At 33.5% G+C, this 17,349-nt stretch carries 16 protein-coding genes and 3 pseudogenes; 9 read left to right on the plus strand and 10 right to left on the minus strand.

Annotated features, from left to right (window positions below; all coding sequences use genetic code 11):
• Positions 1-28: 28 nt before the first annotated feature.
• The 4 genes and pseudogenes from CQZ94_RS26645 to CQZ94_RS32000 all read right to left on the minus strand — a co-directional run.
• Positions 29-1,159: an MFS transporter gene (locus CQZ94_RS26645; protein WP_105587918.1), complete on the minus strand. Its 1,131-nt coding sequence runs from the start codon at positions 1,157-1,159 to the stop codon at positions 29-31.
• Positions 1,160-1,320: 161 nt separating this feature from the next.
• Positions 1,321-1,947, minus strand: coding sequence for an FMN-dependent NADH-azoreductase (locus CQZ94_RS26650; RefSeq protein WP_105587919.1), 627 nt, complete (start codon positions 1,945-1,947; stop codon positions 1,321-1,323).
• A gap of 199 nt (positions 1,948-2,146) precedes the next feature.
• Positions 2,147-2,791, minus strand: a complete 645-nt coding sequence (locus CQZ94_RS26655) for a DsbA family oxidoreductase (RefSeq protein WP_105587921.1) — start codon at positions 2,789-2,791, stop codon at positions 2,147-2,149.
• Positions 2,792-3,043: 252 nt separating this feature from the next.
• Positions 3,044-3,145, minus strand: a pseudogene (locus tag CQZ94_RS32000) (DUF3238 domain-containing protein); the annotation flags it as partial.
• Between CQZ94_RS32000 and CQZ94_RS32005 the strand changes: the two are divergent.
• Positions 3,133-3,273: pseudogene (locus CQZ94_RS32005) on the plus strand (IS6 family transposase); the annotation flags it as partial. The pseudogenes CQZ94_RS32000 and CQZ94_RS32005 sit on opposite strands and share 13 nt — an antisense overlap.
• A 78-nt stretch (positions 3,274-3,351) precedes the next feature.
• Here CQZ94_RS32005 and CQZ94_RS26670 read toward each other — a convergent pair.
• Together CQZ94_RS26670 and CQZ94_RS26675 are read right to left on the minus strand one after the other, a co-directional pair.
• Positions 3,352-3,951, minus strand: coding sequence for a DUF3238 domain-containing protein (locus CQZ94_RS26670; protein WP_002114589.1), 600 nt, complete (start codon positions 3,949-3,951; stop codon positions 3,352-3,354).
• A 154-nt stretch (positions 3,952-4,105) separates the two neighbouring features.
• Positions 4,106-4,690 (minus strand): DUF3238 domain-containing protein, encoded by a 585-nt coding sequence (locus CQZ94_RS26675; RefSeq protein WP_105587923.1) that lies wholly within the window; start codon positions 4,688-4,690, stop codon positions 4,106-4,108.
• A gap of 707 nt (positions 4,691-5,397) precedes the next feature.
• Here CQZ94_RS26675 and CQZ94_RS26680 point away from each other — a divergent pair.
• The 3 genes and pseudogenes from CQZ94_RS26680 to CQZ94_RS26690 all read left to right on the plus strand — a co-directional run.
• A pseudogene (locus CQZ94_RS26680) lies at positions 5,398-5,621 on the plus strand (GRP family sugar transporter); the annotation flags it as partial.
• A gap of 177 nt (positions 5,622-5,798) precedes the next feature.
• Complete coding sequence (locus CQZ94_RS26685; RefSeq protein ID WP_105587924.1) at positions 5,799-7,517, plus strand: NAD-dependent malic enzyme; 1,719 nt, start codon at positions 5,799-5,801, stop codon at positions 7,515-7,517.
• Positions 7,518-7,640: 123 nt separating this feature from the next.
• Positions 7,641-8,597: an AEC family transporter gene (locus CQZ94_RS26690; RefSeq protein ID WP_002114592.1), complete on the plus strand. Its 957-nt coding sequence runs from the start codon at positions 7,641-7,643 to the stop codon at positions 8,595-8,597.
• 311 nt (positions 8,598-8,908) lie between these two features.
• Here the strand turns inward: CQZ94_RS26690 and CQZ94_RS26695 are convergent, their stop codons facing one another.
• Positions 8,909-9,544, minus strand: coding sequence for an FMN-dependent NADH-azoreductase (locus tag CQZ94_RS26695; RefSeq protein ID WP_002114593.1), 636 nt, complete (start codon positions 9,542-9,544; stop codon positions 8,909-8,911).
• A 175-nt stretch (positions 9,545-9,719) separates the two neighbouring features.
• On the minus strand, positions 9,720-10,037 hold the full coding sequence (locus CQZ94_RS26700; RefSeq protein ID WP_087963132.1) for a winged helix-turn-helix transcriptional regulator: 318 nt from the start codon (positions 10,035-10,037) through the stop codon (positions 9,720-9,722).
• Positions 10,038-10,806: 769 nt separating this feature from the next.
• Here CQZ94_RS26700 and CQZ94_RS26705 point away from each other — a divergent pair.
• Positions 10,807-11,280: a MarR family winged helix-turn-helix transcriptional regulator gene (locus CQZ94_RS26705; protein ID WP_087963133.1), complete on the plus strand. Its 474-nt coding sequence runs from the start codon at positions 10,807-10,809 to the stop codon at positions 11,278-11,280.
• Between the two features lie 350 nt (positions 11,281-11,630).
• Here the strand turns inward: CQZ94_RS26705 and CQZ94_RS26710 are convergent, their stop codons facing one another.
• A complete protein-coding gene (locus tag CQZ94_RS26710) occupies positions 11,631-13,178 on the minus strand; it encodes a recombinase family protein (RefSeq protein ID WP_105587925.1) in 1,548 nt (515 codons plus the stop codon).
• A gap of 122 nt (positions 13,179-13,300) precedes the next feature.
• Between CQZ94_RS26710 and CQZ94_RS31400 the strand changes: the two genes are divergently transcribed.
• A complete protein-coding gene (locus tag CQZ94_RS31400; protein ID WP_166504398.1) occupies positions 13,301-13,468 on the plus strand; it encodes a hypothetical protein in 168 nt (55 codons plus the stop codon).
• Positions 13,469-13,563: 95 nt separating this feature from the next.
• On the opposite strand, the gene CQZ94_RS26715 is transcribed toward CQZ94_RS31400, so the two are convergent.
• Positions 13,564-13,941 carry a helix-turn-helix domain-containing protein gene (locus tag CQZ94_RS26715; protein WP_087963135.1) on the minus strand — a complete coding sequence of 126 codons (378 nt, stop codon included), beginning with the start codon at positions 13,939-13,941 and terminating at the stop codon, positions 13,564-13,566.
• Positions 13,942-13,981: 40 nt separating this feature from the next.
• On the opposite strand from CQZ94_RS26715, the gene CQZ94_RS32010 reads away from it, so the two are divergent.
• The 3 genes from CQZ94_RS32010 to CQZ94_RS26725 are packed head-to-tail and all read left to right on the plus strand — an operon-like array spanning position 13,982 to position 17,188.
• Entirely contained in the window at positions 13,982-14,113 is a 132-nt protein-coding gene (locus CQZ94_RS32010) for a hypothetical protein (protein ID WP_003195041.1), read from the plus strand.
• Positions 14,114-14,168: 55 nt separating this feature from the next.
• Positions 14,169-15,623 (plus strand): recombinase family protein, encoded by a 1,455-nt coding sequence (locus tag CQZ94_RS26720; RefSeq protein ID WP_105587926.1) that lies wholly within the window; start codon positions 14,169-14,171, stop codon positions 15,621-15,623.
• Positions 15,620-17,188, plus strand: coding sequence for a recombinase family protein (locus tag CQZ94_RS26725; RefSeq protein ID WP_105587927.1), 1,569 nt, complete (start codon positions 15,620-15,622; stop codon positions 17,186-17,188). Before CQZ94_RS26720 ends, CQZ94_RS26725 begins: the two co-directional genes overlap by 4 nt.
• The last annotated feature ends 161 nt before the right edge of the window (positions 17,189-17,349 follow it).

The raw sequence follows: 17,349 nt of genomic DNA on the forward strand, positions 1-17,349 counted from the left end.
ATAGCTCTTTTTTTTGTAAATTAAAAAGTTATTTTAGCATCTTTTTTACAAGCAAAATAAAAATTAACAGACTAATAAACCCAGATACAGCACAAACAATAAATATCATTTGATATCCCATGAGCTGTGAAACGAACCCTAAAAGAATAGCGCCTAAACCAATTCCTAAATCAAAAGCAGTAAAGAATGTAGCGTTCGCTACACCTCTTTTCTCTGGTGAAGCTAATCGTAAAGTTACTATTTGAAGAGCGGGTTGTACTGATCCGAATCCAATTCCATATAAAATAGCTGTAATAACTAGTCCAACAATCCCATTTGTCATTGCTAGGACTAATAGTGCGACTATCAGTATAAAAAGTGCAGGAACAATGATGATCCCTTCTCCATGTTTATCTGATATCTTCCCTGCAAGTGGTCTAATTACTGTAAGCGTGACAGCATACACTAAGAAAAAAGTACCAGCATTAACTTGAATGTTTGCCGCAAATAGTGGTAAAAATGTTGTAATGCCACCAAAAGTAAAGGATAGGAAAAATGTAACAATAGCGACTGGTAATACAGTTTTTTCAAAAAATGATATTGGCTTTTTTGATGTATGCTGAACTGCTGGGATTTTTGTACCAAATGCAAGTATGAATGCCATAATTGCTAAGGCTGTACATAGAAGGAATAAATAATGAAATGATAATGATTTTACTATCCAAAGACCTAATATTGGTCCTAAAGCCATACCTAAAGTCATGGCAAGTCCATACCATCCCATTCCTTCTCCACGACGAGATTGTGGAATCACATCAGTCACAGCTGTACCAATCGAAGTTGTAGCAATTGCCCAGCTGATTCCATGGAGGATACGTAATACCACTAAAAATATAACTCCTGTTACCCAATCGTAAAAATACATTGTAATTGCAAAAAATAATAGTCCGCTTATTATAAATACTCGTCGACCATATCGATCCATTAATCCTCCAACAATAGGACGTAAAATGACTGCCGATATTGTAAACACTCCTATAATAAATCCAACTTGAGATTCACTTCCACCTAATTGTTTAATAAAAATAGGTAGTGTTGGCATGAGTAAATAAAAACCACTAAATAGTAATAATGCTGTAATTGTCAACATTATATAGTTCTTTGTCCATAATCGTTCCATTATAATGTAATCCTTCTTTCATTTGAATAATTTGAGCGTAGAAAGCTCGCATCAATTGTATTCTTGCCACTCAAAAATAAAGGGATAAGTAAATAAAAAAAGCAGTACCACCGCTATAAAAGTGTTGGTACTGCCATATAGAGTGACAAGTGTTTTGTTAATTAGAACGTACTTGCTACTTTAATCGCTTTTTCAAGCCCTGCAGCAATAATTTCTTCTGCTTTATCTGGGAATTGGTTGTGACCTTCAATTACTATTTTTTCTATATCTTTTGCACCGAAGAAGCTCATCATACTTGCTACATATTTAACAGCCATTTCCATTTCAGCTTTTGGTCCTTTAGAATATACACCGCCACTTGCGTTTAATAATGCAATTTTCTTATTTCCAATAAGACCTACTGGACCTTCTGGCGTATACTTAAATGTTTTGCCCGCGCGGTTTAAGTAATCAATATATGTGTGTAGTACGGCTGGGATTGTTAAATTCCATAACGGGAAACCAAATACAACTTTATCAGCTGCAAGGAATTGATCTAAATATTTATCAGCAACAGCTACTGCCTTTGCTTCTTCTGCTGTTAAATCAAATCCTCTACCAGACTTAAATGTACCGTTAATCATATCTACTCCTACATATGGCAATTCCTCATTGTATAAATCAAGCTCTACCACTGTATCATTTGGATGTGATTCTTTATAACTTGCTAAAAAAGCATAATATAATTTCACACTAACTGCTTGATCTGCTGGACGATTGTTTGCTTTTACAAATAAAACTGTTGTCATGTTTTTTTCCTCCTGTTATTCACTCTTACGTTGTTATTATTTACTCAATAAAAAGGGGGGATCCCATTTCTTTTATAACAAAAGTAATGTAGTCAACTTAATTGACCACATTATGCATATTACAATAGAATTCTGATAAAGTCAACTTAATTGACTTTAATTTTGTTGATCTATATTTTTCCACTAATCCAATCTATCATCAACAATCTCTATCTACAGTACATTGCAGTCCATCTAACGCATTCTCATTACCCTTTTCTAGTTCTTGATCAATCGCCTTTGCTAATTTTTCTTTGCTAGTAAATCCTTGAATGACCTCATCACCAATCATGAATGTTGGAACAGCCATAATTTGTACTTCTTGATGGGCATGTTTTATAGCTTTTTGATGCATTTCTCGGTACTTTCGTGATACTAATGCTTCTTTAAATGCATCCTGATAAAGTCCCACTTCCTCCGCCAATTTTGTTAACACTTCGATGTCTTCAATATTTTGTTCCTCTTGGAAATGTGCAATAAACACTCTATGGTGAAACTCATTTCCTTTTCCATGTTCTTTTGCAAATTGATAACCTTCAAACGCAAGGTGCGTATACGAACGAAAATGTGGTAACTTTATTTCTAATCCTAATTTTTTAGCAGTAGGATAAATAAATGAATTCCAAGCTTCCATTACACGAGGTTGTGTCCGTGGATCAACTTTCGGAGATGGACTAGGACGCAATTCAAATGGCATCCATTCTACTTCTACATCTTTTTCCTTTACAACCTCATCCAAAGGACCTGTTGCTAAAAAACAAAATGCGCATACAAAATCAGAATAAACTTTAATTTTTACAGTCATATATACGTTTCCTCACTTTTCTTTTTATCGCACCACTTGTAACTATATAAGTTATAAGTGGCGTAAAAAAATATACACTCTATACGAAGCATTTATTTTATTTACTAATAATGTAACGAGTTGTTCCATTGCCATATTCTCTAATACTTGATCCATCGCTTCTTGTGTATGGGCTAAAATAACCCTAAAATAATTTGTATATTTGCTCCCGTAGGATAAGTGAAATTTAGTTTTTTATGGGAATAAAACAACTTTTCCTGCTCTTTTATTAACTGAACCATCTAGTGTTGTGACTTTTTCTGTTGTTATACCCGTATTTGCATATGAGAAAATTTCTTTTTTATAAAAATCTACGTTATGTTTCACGTACGATAAAAGGAATCGAAACCGTTCATGCCCTGTATAAACAAAGGCGAAGTCTTCAAATAGACTTCGCCTTTTCGGCGTATCATAATTTACAGAAATTACTAATAGCCACATAATATTTCCTCATATATTCAGGCTCTTGTTTATCTTTTAAGAAACTTTGCATCTTCACTAAAAGGGAAAAGATATTGTCTTTACAATATCTTTTTAAAACTATACTCCATGTCTCCACCTAGAGCTTCAGCTGTATCACCAGTTTCTCTGAAATCATGTGTATGAATTTGTTCAAACGGACCAAAATCTGTTTGTTTATAAAATTCATAGCAAGGGAATCCGTCATGTGCACCTTGAATCTCAACAGTACCATCTTTTTTGACATGCACAGTTAAAAGATAGTCAACAGCAGGTGCATTTATATTTAATGGATTGCTAGCACTTGCACTCATTTGAAACTTGACGTCATCAGAAGCCCATTCAATATCAGTGCATACAATACGTTCTGTACTAGCTTTTCCTGATTTCTTATTAACAGAACCATCTGGAGTTGTGACTCTTTCTGTTGTTATACCCGTGTTCCCATATGTGAAAATTTCTTTTTTGTGAAAATCTACAACTACTTCTTGTTCAACTCTAGAACGCATAGCGTTTACAGCATAAGGGGTAAATTCACGTGCGTCACCTTCGAATTCGATTAAGTTTCCCGTTTGTTTATCTTCCTTAGGTCCAGTCCAACCTATTGCAGTCCAAGACGTTGGAATGAATACACTTGCTCTAATTTTAACGATATTAGTCATGAGAAACACCTCTGTAATTTTATTTTGGATAATACATAACCTTTAATCATTGAGCAAAACAGGTTGCAATTTCTTTCTCATAATCAATTGCTTTTCCTTTCATATTCGCTCTTTCTTGTCTAAATAGTAATACGCTTCTGATTCATATTTATATTTAAATTGTCTTTTTAAAACTGTATTCCATTTCTCCAGCTAGCGCCGCTGGAGTATCACCGGTTTTTCTGTAATCATGTGTATAGATTAATTCAAATCGACCAAAATCCGTTTGCTTATAAAATTCATAGCAAGGGAACCCATCATGAGAACCTTCAATATGCAAAGTTCCATTTCTGTTAACACGTATAGTTAATAAATAGTCAGCCGCAGGTGCTGCTGTATCTAAAGGGTTGCTGGCACTTGCTCTCATTTCAAAAGAAACTTCATCAGTGCCCCACACAACATTCGTACATACAATGTTGTCTGTACCTGTTTTTCCTTTTTTATGCTCAATAGAACCATCTGGATTTGTAATTTTTACAGTTGTAATACAAGCATCTGCAAATGTGAAAATTTCTTTTTTATAAAAATCAATAATCACTTCTTGCTCTAATCTTGATCGCATTGTGTTTACGGCATATGGTGTAAATTCACGTGCATCACCAGCATATTCTAAGATTCTTCCTGTTGCAGACTCCTTAATAGGCTTTAACCAAGCATAAGGAGCAAATACACTTCCTCTAATTTTAACGATATTAGCCATGAGAAACCTCCATAATGTATTAATTTTTGTTTCGGTGAATCCTATTCCTTTTATACTCCGAATATAGTCAATCGCGTTGACTATATTACTCATAGTACAATAGAATTCGAATGAGGTCAACTAAGTTGACTTTATTTAAGAAGATTTTATGTATGAATCATCAAATACTGAGTGAATTGGATCTTACATCACTTTTGCCATTATTCATTCTCACCTTTCTGTTTTTACTATGATAGATAATAAACCACATATAGAGGGATAATAAAATAACTAAGTTACAAATAGTAACTTAGTTATTTTATTATCCAAAGATTTTTTATTGTATTTACATTTTCCTTTCTAAAAAAACATCTATATAGGTTCTTATTCTCTAAATTATTTCTATTAATTTTTTGATGTAAGTAAAAAACAAAACCTTTATTTTATATGGTTTTAATTTGTGTTTATATAGAGGAAACTATTTATTTACTAGCCGATAAAAAATAATTAGAAGTAAAGGTAAGGGAAAATAAGGAAAAATAAAATTGTTGACTATTTAAAATACGTTGGTTACGATTAGTAACGTTGAGTGACACAAGTTACTATTAGTAACCTCGAGTAACGCAATCAAATAAGACACTTTACAAATACATTAAGGTTTTAAGAAAGAAGGTTTGAATCAAATGGATATTCTCTTAGCTATTCTTCCTGCACTATTTTAGGGAAGTATCGTCCTCTTCAATGTAAAGCTAGGTGGAGGGCCTTATAGTCAAACGATGGAAACAACGATTGGAGCACTGATCTTTTCAGTTGTTATCTATCTCGTTATTCATCCAGTATTGACTCCTTTGAATATTATTGTAGAAATCGTTTCTCGTTTATTTTGGTCGTTAGACAAAGTAATCAGTTAAAAACGATTGAGTATGTCGACGTACCAAATACAATGCCAATCTTGATATAGAAAGTTGTATGACAGCATAACAATTTTATGTAAAAAGGAACCTATTTAGAAAAAGGATAACTCATATTAAAGAAGCCATATGAATTTTTTATTACTACCCAATTATGGTTCTCTTATAAATAAAAAAAAGAATACAATACAAAGCATCTAGAAAGAAGGAATAATCACATGACTACATTTAATCTTTCCAATGACAGATCTATTCAAACAAATTTGAAAGGGAAAAATCTTCTTGCTCAACCTTTCTTAAATAAAGGATTAGCATTTACAAAACAAGAACGTAAAGATCTTGGCTTAGAAGGGATATTACCTCCAACAGTTTTAACGTTAGAAGAACAAGTTAAACGTGCTTATCGACAATTTAAAGAACAGCCTAATAACTTACGAAAAAATGTTTGGTTAAACGATTTATCTAATCGCAATACCGTATTATTCTATCGATTACTAACAGATCATCTTAGTGAAATGTTACCTATCATTTACACTCCGACTGTTGGACAAGCCATTCAAGAGTATAGTCATGAATATCATCGTCCAGACGGTGTTTATCTTTCTATTAATGATATGGATGGAATTGAAAAAGCATTTGCAAATAGTGGAGTTAAAGCAGAGGATATTGATTTAATTGTAGCTACAGATTCTGAAAGTATTTTGGGTATTGGAGATTGGGGAGCAAATGGAATTAATATTTCTGTTGGTAAATTGGCTGTTTACACGGCAGCTGCTGGTATCGATCCCAGTCGTGTGTTACCTGTTGTGTTAGATGTGGGGACAAACAACGAAGAGTTGTTACAAGATCCTCTTTATATTGGAAATCGACATGAACGTGTTCGAGGCGAAAAATACGACGAATTTATTGATGCATATGTTGAAAAAGCATTAGAAATGTTCCCAAATGCTTTATTACATTGGGAAGACTTCGGTAATGTCAATGCGCGCAACATTATTGAGAAATACGGAGATAAGATTTTAACATTTAATGATGACATTGAAGGTACTGGAGCTATTACATTAGCAGCTATCCTTTCTGCTGTTCAAGTTACTGACGTCCCATTACGAGAGCATCGAGTAGTGGTATTTGGACCAGGGGCCGCAGGGATTGGTAATGCTGATCAAATTCATAATGCGATGGTGTTTGATGGTCTTTCGACAGAAGAAGCATATAGTAGATTTTGGGCTGTTGATTACCGAGGACTTTTAACAGACGATATGGATGGTATTTTAAACTTCCAAAAACCTTACTTACAAAAATCGGAAGAAGTAAAAAATTGGGCGCGTGATGAATCCGGTAAAATAACTCTTCTGGAAGTAATTAAACAAGTAAAACCTACTATTCTGATTGGAACATCAGGTGTAACGGGAGCCTTCTCAGAAGAAATCGTAAAAGAAATGGTCAAACATGTGGAACGCCCAGTCATTATGCCAATGTCAAACCCAACGCCATTAGCAGAGGCAACTCCGCAAGATTTACTTACTTGGACAGATGGAAAAGCACTAATTGCAACAGGAAGTCCATTTGAGCCCGTTTCTTATAAAGGTACAGTATACGAAATTGGTCAATCTAACAATGCATTTGTATTCCCAGGTTTAGGACTTGGTTCGATTGTCGTAAAAGCTAAAGTGATTACAAGTGGTATGTTTACTGCTGTTGCAAATGCTGTGACTGATATGACTGATAGTCGTAAAACTGGTGCTTCATTACTTCCAAGTACAAAGGACTTGCGTGCTGTTTCTATAGCAGTAGCAATTAAAGTTGCAAAAGCAGCTATTCAAGACGGCGTGGCTCAACATGTTCCAGAAGATGTTGAACAAGCTGTAAAAGATGCCATGTGGCATCCAACTTATAAGCAAATCAAAGCTAGTGAAAATTCGGAGATAGCTATGTAAGTTTAAATGAATGCCTATCACCTTGATAGGCATCGGTATTTAATAGAAATTATTCACTTTGAAATTAAATCGTAATTTAGGATATATACGCTTAGATCAAAGTGAAGTATGGAGGATTTTAAAATGGATATTAGTCAAATCTTTATTATTTTAACACCTATTTTCTTTACCATCCTATTAGGATATTTAGCTGGATATTTTAAAAAATTTGATGCGACGACATCAAAAGGATTAAATACATTAGTAACTAAATTTGCATTACCAGCCCATCTATTTGTGGGGATTACAACAACCCCTAAGCAAACATTAATTGAAAAATGGCCATTTTTACTTGCCTTAGTTATTAGTATTGTAGGTTTTTATATTGTTTTCCTGTTAATTGCTAAATACGTATTTAAGTTTTCATTAACAAAAGCATCAATGTTTTCTTTAAACTCAGCCCAACCAACTTTTGCATTTATGGGAACTCCGGTTTTAGGAAGTTTGTTTGGAGCAAGTGTGGCTGCGCTTCCAATTGCCATTACAGGAATCGTTGTGAATGCCATGCTAGATCCATTAGCTACTATTATTGGTGCAGTGGGTCAACGTCAGAATGAAGAGACTGACGAGAAAGAAAGTCTTTTGAAAGTAACTGTTAAATCAATTTTACATGGTCTTTCAGAGCCGCTAGCCTGTGTTCCTTTAATTGGGGTTATTCTTGTGCTATTCGGGTTCCAGTCACCACATTTATTAGCGAAGAGTTTAGAGCAAATTGGTGGCATTACATCGGGTGCAGCGTTATTTGCAGTTGGGGTCACAATCGGAATTCGTAAAGTTCAATTTAGCCCAACTGCATTTGGGATTTCACTTCTTAAAGTAATCGTTCAACCACTTGTCATGCTTGGAATTGCGCTTGCAATAGGATTATCTTCAGATGACGTAACAAAGTTAGTTTTATTAGTAGCATTCCCAGGATCTGCAGTAGCTGCTATGATTTCAGTGAAATTTGACAGTCTAGCAGGTGAGACAGCTTCTTCTTTTGTTATTAGTGCGCTTATGTCTCTTGTCACCCTTCCCTTTTTGATTTCTTGGTTGATGTAAATATAGTTACTGTCAATCAATTGAGATTGTAAAGAATTGAACTGTACTCTATAAAATGGACAGTTTAATAAAAAGACTCTAAAAAATCAAGCACTAAAAAAGATGGTTTCGGTATTCTACCGGAGCCATCTTTTTAGTGTCCACTATAAGGGCTATAATTATAGTCCTAAAATAATCTGAGTAAACGACTGAAAATTATTTTAGTGGATTAAGTTGATGTACAAAATACTATAGAGCGAGATAATATTGTGGGATGAATTAGATACAAGGTAAGTGAAGAAAAGCCTAGGAGAGTTTTTAGATTGAAATATTTAAAAATATTTAGCAACTTCTTTAGCTCTAATAATAGCTTTTTCCTTAATTTCTTCAGCCTGTCCTGGAAATTTGTTATGTCCTTCGACAAATATTCCTTCAAAGAAAGAGGTTCCAAAGAATTCCATCATAACCTCTAAATACCGATGCCCCATCTCTCTATGTGCTTCTGGTCCTTCAGAATAAATATCGCCACGTGCTTGAATGTGCAATGCTTTTTTACCTGTTAATAATCCTACTGCTCCTTCTTTTGTATACTTAAATGTTTTTCCTGATACAGCCACGGCGTCAAGATATGTTTTTAAAATGGCTGGAATAGAGAAATTCCACATTGGAGTGACGAATACATACTTGTCAGCTAATACAAATTGTCCGCCTAATTCAGCTAGACGTCCTACTTTTGATATTTCAATAGGTGTTAATTCATGTAAAGGAATGCCAGATCTAAGTTTCTTCCACCCACTAAATACATCAGCATCAAGATATGGAATATCTGCTTTGTATAAATCAAGATGAACAACTTCATCATGGGGGTTTAATTCTTTATAGGATTTAATAAATTCTTTTCCAACTGTCAAACTGTATGATTCAGTATCGTCAAGTGGATGCGCTGTAATATAAAGAAGATTTGCCATTTGTTTCTTCCTGCCTTTCTAAGATGAGATCAGTTATTACTTTAGTATGAAACAGTGTAATTTTTTTAATATGAATTGTCTACTTATTGAATTGATTGACTATATTTTTTAGGAAATTGCACTTCATCTTTTCTTAATATGTGTTTGATTTATGTATTTGAGAGGGCCTTTTTAATTACTCTTTTATCCAACTTTCGGCCCATTGACTAATTGGTCCAAGAATTCTTCCTAATTCTGTTCCTTTTTTTGTTAGTAAATACTCTATTCGTACAGGGCGTTCCGCAATCACGTGTCGCACTACCATATCGTTATCCTCAAGCTCTTTCATTCTTTCTGTAAGCATACGTTTACTTAAATCTGGAATCATTGAATGAATTTCACTAAAACGTTTAGGACCACTCATTAGTACATAAATAATTAATCCTGTCCATCTTTTTCCTATTAATTCAAAGCTTTTTTCTATTTTAGGCCCTATGTCTCGTTGTTCATCCATTTCTCATACCTCCGTATAGATGATTTGTAATCTTTTATTCCCCGTGCATTTATTGTAATCACATAAATTATATCAAATAAATAAAATAATTCCTTTATTTTAGTAGGAAATTATAATTAATTGGATATTTAAAGTAACCTGTATATTTTTGTGATGAGGAAATTTTTTTGAAAAAATCGATATTTTCATCATGTTATTTCTTATTAATATGTAATTTTAATGAGCTTTTATGTGAGTAAATATTTCTTGACGTACAATTACCTTAAGGATATTGCGGTTACATAAAACAATCCAACTTACTAAAGGTTACCTTTTGTAATACAGCTGTTAAATTTTTGAATATTTGAGTTCTATTACTGTTTATAAAAGAAATTTTATTATATAAGACATAGAGAACGTTCTTTTAGTTTCTATAGTAGGTTAATTTCATGAATGTTATATTCATTTAAGTTGAAACGTATGTTCATTTCTATGAGTATCCGTTTTTTTTAGATTGATGGGAGTTTTTTTGTTTGTATATATGTGTACTTATTATGTTAAAAGTTTAGAATTGCAGAATGGAGAAAAGGCTAAAAGTTATGGAAGTAAAGGAAACAAACTTATTGAGAGTCTTATTATTTCCAGTTTAAAAATAATGCGTTGCTTTAAGTGGGCCATATTTCTTTTATAACAAAAACAACATAGTGAACTTGATTGATTATGTTGTTTGTAGTACAATGGAATCCGAATAAAGTCAACTAAATTGACTTTATTCGAGGAGGTTTTATGTATGAATCATCAAGTATTTAGTGAATTAGATCTTACATCACTTTTGTCATTATCCTTTAGTACATCGATTAATGAACTACATGACAGATTGAGTGAATTGGGATTCGGAGATATTAGACCTATACATGGTTTTATGTTTAAATACATCACTCCTAATGGAGCAACAGGTATAGAACTAGCTGAATATTTAGGAATTACAAAGCAAGCTGTAAGTAAAATGGTGGATTTTCTTGAAAAAAGTGGTTATGTAATGCGTAAAACTCATCCCACTGATAAGAGAGGGAAAATTATTGTTTTGACTGAACGAGGTTGGTTAGTAGTGCAAGCAAAAGAGAAGATACTAACTGAGATTGAGCAACGTTGGATTGAAAACATAGGTGCTGAACGAATGCAAATGCTCAAGGAAGATTTAACAAAATTAGTTTATGAAGCAAATGAAGGTAATTTACCATTGAAGTTTAGACCTGTCTGGTAAATATAGAGTGCCTCAAAATCTTAACTTGATGCATGCCCATCAAGTTAAGATCTTATAATACCCCTATAACAAAAATTTTGTGCATTTTGCTTGTTTTTATTGTTTTGGGGTAACTCGTTCTTTTTAGCCTAATGGCAATGGGGCAGGATTCCAAAATGAAAATTTGATCTCTCCACAGTTGTCTATGAAAATTCAATTCATTTTTTGCTTGGAGAAACAATGATGAATAGGTAATGAAAACGAAATCAATATAAATAGAGAAAAGAAGATACCTGTACGTAGTAGGTATCTTCTTTCTTCATTAATGGGTATTTTTAGTGGATGCTGTTATATAGAGCTGAGTTTTATGCTTATATTTTAGTATGTAATTCCACGACAAATTCATCTTTTCTTTGCCACCTTTTTTTTCTTAAATATGTGACCTTTTCAAGCACTGACTTAAGTAGGCGATTTTTCTTTTCTATATCTTCGGTCGCATAGTATGCTTCTAATACATTTTTAATTTTGGGAACAAACTCATGTATATGTTTTTCTTTTTCTAATACATGCTTAATTTCGTGCTCAAGTTGCTTAATTTCTTCTTGTATAGTTTTTAAACGTATTACAATGGATTTCTGTCGTTCTAAAAAAGTTTCAATATCGTATACACCTTTCTCTAACAAATCATGGAGGGTATTTTTTTGTTTTTGCAAATCATTAATTTGATGTTCTTTCTTTTCTAAAGCTTTTTTTTGCATATTAATGTTATTCGTTGTTTTCTTTTTTTGTACCATGTTCTCTTGTATCTCAAAGCTTTCAATAATTTGTTTTAATCCGTCAAGTATACGCTGTTCAACAAGTGCTAAGGAAGCTCCTTTTTGAATTCCTTTACAAGACGGTTGTACACAGCGAACTTGGGGGTTAGGGCGATCTTTTCGTGGCTGATAAAGCATGGAATGACCACATAATTCGCATAACAAGATTCCTGCCAATGGATTGGAAAGTTTTTTTGTTTTGATTGTTGGAGGTCTCCAACGTTTGCTATGAGCCATATTGGCTTTTTGAAATAACTCTTCTGATACAAGTGGAGTATGAGCATGATCGTGTCGTTGCCATCTTTCCTTCGGTACTTTTTTACGAATGTACTTCCCATTTTGTTTGGTATAACGTATTTTCCCCCAAATAATGTGACCAAGATATACTTCGTTTTTTATAATGGAGGAGATAGTTGAAGGATTCCAATATTCACCTTCAGGAGGAGAAATACCCAACCTATCTAATTCTTGGGCAATTGCCTGTCTTCCCATTCCATTCGCCATTAATTCGAAAATTTTTGGTATCACCCAACTCTTTTCAGAATCAGGATAAAGTTTTAAATTATTATCTCGTAAGTATCCAAAAGCTGGCACGCGAGAGATAGATTTTCCTTCTTTTGCAGAAACCCTTCTACCACGCTGCATACGTTTAACAATTGTTTTTAATTCTTCTCGGGCAATTAAAGATTTTATACTAAAGGTCAACTCTTGATTTTCATCATTGGGATCAATAATTTCTGTTGGAGTAATAATGAATGTCTCTGAATAGCGAAACACACGATAAATCGTTCCCTGATCTACCATATCCCCACGACCAAGACGGTCTAAATCCATTACTAACACAGCATTAGCGATGCCTGATTCTACTTCGCGAAGAAGTTTTTGCATCATAGGTCTTTCAGATATATATTCACCAGAAACAACTTCTTCAAAAATATCAATAATATTATGATGCTCTTTGTGAGCGAGTTCTAATAACTGAGTACGATGACGTTCAAGTGTATCATAATGTTGTCCGTGTTCCATCGCCTTTTTTTCTTCTTCAAGATCTTTTCGACTTTTACGTAAATAGATGAATACATCAAGTTCTTGTGGACGGTACATTAGTTTCACCTACCAGCTTGTCTATTATTATTGTTATAAATATGTATGGCTAGCTTGTCCTATGAAAATGATAGTTCGTCTTTTTTCCTGTCTTGCATACATATAATGCAAGGGGGGATATGATGAAAGAATTCCAATTTGGTAATACAAAAGTCATTATCCATTCACCACTTGCATCAATGGAAAAAGAAGAACAAAAAGAATGGTTCCAACAAGAGTGGGAAAAGAAAAATCCAATTTTAAGGTCTATAGTTGAAGCGGCAGTGAGTTGTCAGGAAGACGAAAAATAAAAAGAGCATCCTCTTTCTTTAAGAGGTATGCTCTTCTTTTTTTGATTAAATTATTCACTAACATAAATAATTGTTTTTTATTGTGAATAGTCTTTTTAGTTTTGTAAATAATAATCCTGATCATTGTTATCGGAGGTAGGTGATACCTGAGATAGATAAATACCTTTTTCTAAGGTTTCTAATAAGTAGTATCCAAATGCTTCATTCTGTTGCATCAAGCTATGTAAGAGAGTGCTTGCCCGAGCAATTCTATATTTTGTTTCATCTTGTATTAAGGAAAAGTTATCTATTGTAATGAGGTGAAGTTCATCTTGCAGTTTTTGTAGTAGTGAAAGTTGAATGGTATCTGTTTTTCCTGTCTCAAGATTACTTAAATAAGCTGGTGATACACCAAGCTGTTTTGCAAAGGTGTTTAGTCCAATGCCTTTTTGAGTACGTAGTGTACGAATGTGTTTACCAATTTCATTTATCATAAGAATAACCTCCACGGATTTATTGAAAGGAATACATAAAATGAATAGGCAAAAGAAAATTACAATTACATCAGTAAGTTATGTTCATGATCCAGAATCAGCTCAAAAATGGTTTGAAGCGTATATCAAGATTGTTGAAAAAGAATTAGTTAAAGCAATTAATAAGGACTAGCCGCTATTTTTGATACATACAGTGTAAATAGAACATCATGAGAGGAGGTCCTGAATTGAAGACCGTTGCATATTATAGAAGTTCAATTGATTCTCAGGAAAACTCAATCGGGATGCAACAAAATTCAGTTCTCACTTGCTCCATTGATATGGCATTGATTATCGATGAAGAATATATCGATGAAGCGGTATCAGCCCGAAAAGTCAGTTTAAAAAAGCGTCCAGCCCTACAAAAATTACTACAAGATATCAACAATAACGATGTCGGAACCTTATTCTTATTTAAGCGAGATCGACTAGCTCGAAATGTGATGGAGTATTATGAAATTTATCAAATACTAAGAAACAAGAAAATAAATGTTATTTTAACTGCACCGAATGAGCCACCAGTGTACTACACACCAATTGGTGAATATCTTGAATTAATTATGGCGGGTATGGCCCAACGTGAAGGCGAACAAATTATTGAACGTTTAAAGCAAACATTAAAGTCAAATTTCCAAAGTGGTAAAAACCCAGGACGTCTTCCGTATGGTTTTAAATGGAATAAAGAAACGAAAGAAATTGAATTGGTTGATGAACAAGTACAAATTGTTAAAAGGATTTATCAAGAACTTGTATCGGGAAAATATGAATCCTTGAAAGAACTTTGTAATGTATTAGGCTTGAAGGAAAACGGTAAGTCTTGGACTTCGGCTGATATAAGAAAAATTGCATTAAACCCGACATATATTGGATTGCGTACTATGAATATTTTTGGTGAAGATGTTACTAGTAAATATGAAAGACTTTCCATTATTGATAAGAATACATGGGAAAAAGCATGTAGTATTGTCACCGTTTTATCTCCCAAAAAGATTCATCAAGATTATGTATTCGAACAAGTGTTATTTCCATTGCAAGACTTACTAATTTGTTCGAAATGTAATGAATCATTACAAAAAATAAAGGCTAGAAGAAAAGAAAATTTAAAATATAAATGTTTAAACCATTCTTCAGTTTACGTTTTTAAGAGTACAATCGAACCATTAGTCTTTGAACGCTGCAAAGAATATTTTCATAGCCTACTCACTTCTCATTTCCAGGAATTATTTAATCGATATGAACAGAATGCTAAGAAGCAAGTAAAACAGAAAATACAAACCATTGAAGAAAAAATCCAGCTTATGAATGAAAAGTTAATTACAAAAGTAGATACGTGGTATCACGAAACTGATGCACCTTATAAGGAACAGAAAGAAATCGAAATTATGGCGCTGTATGATGAGCTGGCAAAATATAAAAAACAAAAAGAACAGGTAATACAGGAATTAAGTGATGTAAAGCAATTATGTGAAAAGGTAAGTAATTATCAATCCTCTATGTCGTTGTCCTATGACGAGATCAAGGAGAATCGAAAGTTAGGTTCCTTTTTTCGAGATTTAATACAGCAAGTCAAAACTGACGGGAAGGAATGCGAAATTGTTTTTAAACACCCATTCTTACGTACTCAAGAGGTGTTAACATCATGAAGCTCTCTTATATATTACAATCAAATATGAAAGCTGCTTTTTACGGGCGGCATTCTACTGATAAGCAGGACATGGATATGCAAATAAATTCTGTTATGGAAGTAGTTCGTAAATATAATTGCATTCATACTCATTCCTTTCTTGATAAGGCTGTTTCAGCTCGTAAAAATAAACTCACTAGTAGAAAAGAACTTGAAAACATGTTTGAAGCGGCGAAACGACAAGAATTTGATTTTGTGATTGTTTATAAAAGTGATCGTCTTGCCAGAGATCCTCTTGAACATCAAACTATTCGTATTGTCATGAAGACACTTGGTATTCCGATTATTATTAGTTCGACTGAAAGTGTGTACAGTACTGATAATGATTTGATTGTGCAACTTATGGAGGATGGTTTTACTAAATATGAAGTAGACACCATCATTGCAAGAACACGATCGGGACTAGAAAACAAAGCAAAACAAGGAAAATGGCTTGGTGGAAAACCACCATTTGGTTACACATATGATAAGAATAGTGGGCAATTTATTGAACACACCGAAGAGCTGTGCTATGTAAAAGAAATCTTCAATTTATATGTAAATGGTCATGGGTTTCAGTATATTGCTAATACACTCCCTAACGGTTCCCGCCGCGGAAAAGATTGGGGGAAAGAGAATGTAAAGGTGATTGTGCTTAATCCTTTTTATTGTGGTTTATTATCATGGCGCCGACAAACAGATGGAAAGCAAAATGCAAGGGATATTTGGATTGAAGCACCAAACCACTATGTGAAGCCAATCATTTCACGAGCGACATGGGAATCATGTTGGCGTATTTATTCAGAAAAACGTAATGGCAACATGGTTCCTAAACATTACAAAACAAGTTTTTTGCTACAAGGGTTGCTTTCTTGTGAAAAGTGCCAAGAATTAATGAAAACAAAGAATCAACAAACAGTAAGTTCTACAAATAAACAGTATGGAGGGAAAATTTATTCCTGTCCCAACTGTAAATTAAGAATAGATGCAGACCTCCTTCATGATAAAGTAGTGAATCAAACACTTACTGATGTGAAAATAAGCGGATTTCATAATGTATATCATGCGATAGAACAAAAAATTCAGTATGAGATACAAGAATTGAATAACAATATTCAAAAGCATCAGCGTCTTTTCGAAAGCTACACCATCAAACTTCACAATATTACAGAAGAACTTAAACAACGTATGAAAAATAACGATGATAAACGTTTTTTGAAGTCTTTAGCGATTTACCGTTTGGATGTACAGCGAAAACTAGATGGAATCGTACAACAAATAAACCACTTTAAACAGCAAATCACTCTCAAAGAAAAAGTTGAAAAAAGCAAAGAAACATGGTTACATACCTTGAACGAAGTATTTCAAGACGATGTGAAACTTCAAGAAATAAGCGATATGGATAAAAGACGCTTTTTATTACCTCTCATTCAATCTGTATCTATTAAAGAAAATAAAAAGCGTAATGAATATGATATTTCACTACAGTTACGAACAGATTTTTCAAAACGTGATGTGAAGAATCAAATCAGCTTAATTTTGTAAAACAGCTATCGAAATCGGTGGCTGTTTTTTATTTTTGATGACATCGGTATTTAGGTCGAAATGTAGATGGGGAATTTTCTTTTACTCGGTGGTTAGGGGGGAGTGGTATACCACTCTACCCTAATCACCGAGTTTGATACTCTTGAGAAAGAGCTTGTATC

This window comes from Bacillus sp. MYb209 (genome assembly GCF_002975175.1).
In the GTDB taxonomy this organism is placed as follows: Bacteria; Bacillota; Bacilli; order Bacillales; family Bacillaceae_G; genus Bacillus_A.

What these genes read in the sequence shown, in the direction of transcription:
- CQZ94_RS26645 (WP_105587918.1), bottom strand. Translation starts at nt 1,159, where the DNA reads ATGGAACGATTATGGACAAAGAACTATATAATGTTGACAATTACAGCA.
- CQZ94_RS26650 (WP_105587919.1), bottom strand. Translation starts at nt 1,947, where the DNA reads ATGACAACAGTTTTATTTGTAAAAGCAAACAATCGTCCAGCAGATCAA.
- CQZ94_RS26655 (WP_105587921.1), bottom strand. Translation starts at nt 2,791, where the DNA reads ATGACTGTAAAAATTAAAGTTTATTCTGATTTTGTATGCGCATTTTGT.
- CQZ94_RS26670 (WP_002114589.1), bottom strand. Translation starts at nt 3,951, where the DNA reads ATGACTAATATCGTTAAAATTAGAGCAAGTGTATTCATTCCAACGTCT.
- CQZ94_RS26675 (WP_105587923.1), bottom strand. Translation starts at nt 4,690, where the DNA reads ATGGCTAATATCGTTAAAATTAGAGGAAGTGTATTTGCTCCTTATGCT.
- CQZ94_RS26685 (WP_105587924.1), top strand. Translation starts at nt 5,799, where the DNA reads ATGACTACATTTAATCTTTCCAATGACAGATCTATTCAAACAAATTTG.
- CQZ94_RS26690 (WP_002114592.1), top strand. Translation starts at nt 7,641, where the DNA reads ATGGATATTAGTCAAATCTTTATTATTTTAACACCTATTTTCTTTACC.
- CQZ94_RS26695 (WP_002114593.1), bottom strand. Translation starts at nt 9,544, where the DNA reads ATGGCAAATCTTCTTTATATTACAGCGCATCCACTTGACGATACTGAA.
- CQZ94_RS26700 (WP_087963132.1), bottom strand. Translation starts at nt 10,037, where the DNA reads ATGGATGAACAACGAGACATAGGGCCTAAAATAGAAAAAAGCTTTGAA.
- CQZ94_RS26705 (WP_087963133.1), top strand. Translation starts at nt 10,807, where the DNA reads ATGAATCATCAAGTATTTAGTGAATTAGATCTTACATCACTTTTGTCA.
- CQZ94_RS26710 (WP_105587925.1), bottom strand. Translation starts at nt 13,178, where the DNA reads ATGTACCGTCCACAAGAACTTGATGTATTCATCTATTTACGTAAAAGT.
- CQZ94_RS31400 (WP_166504398.1), top strand. Translation starts at nt 13,301, where the DNA reads ATGAAAGAATTCCAATTTGGTAATACAAAAGTCATTATCCATTCACCA.
- CQZ94_RS26715 (WP_087963135.1), bottom strand. Translation starts at nt 13,941, where the DNA reads ATGATAAATGAAATTGGTAAACACATTCGTACACTACGTACTCAAAAA.
- CQZ94_RS32010 (WP_003195041.1), top strand. Translation starts at nt 13,982, where the DNA reads ATGAATAGGCAAAAGAAAATTACAATTACATCAGTAAGTTATGTTCAT.
- CQZ94_RS26725 (WP_105587927.1), top strand. Translation starts at nt 15,620, where the DNA reads ATGAAGCTCTCTTATATATTACAATCAAATATGAAAGCTGCTTTTTAC.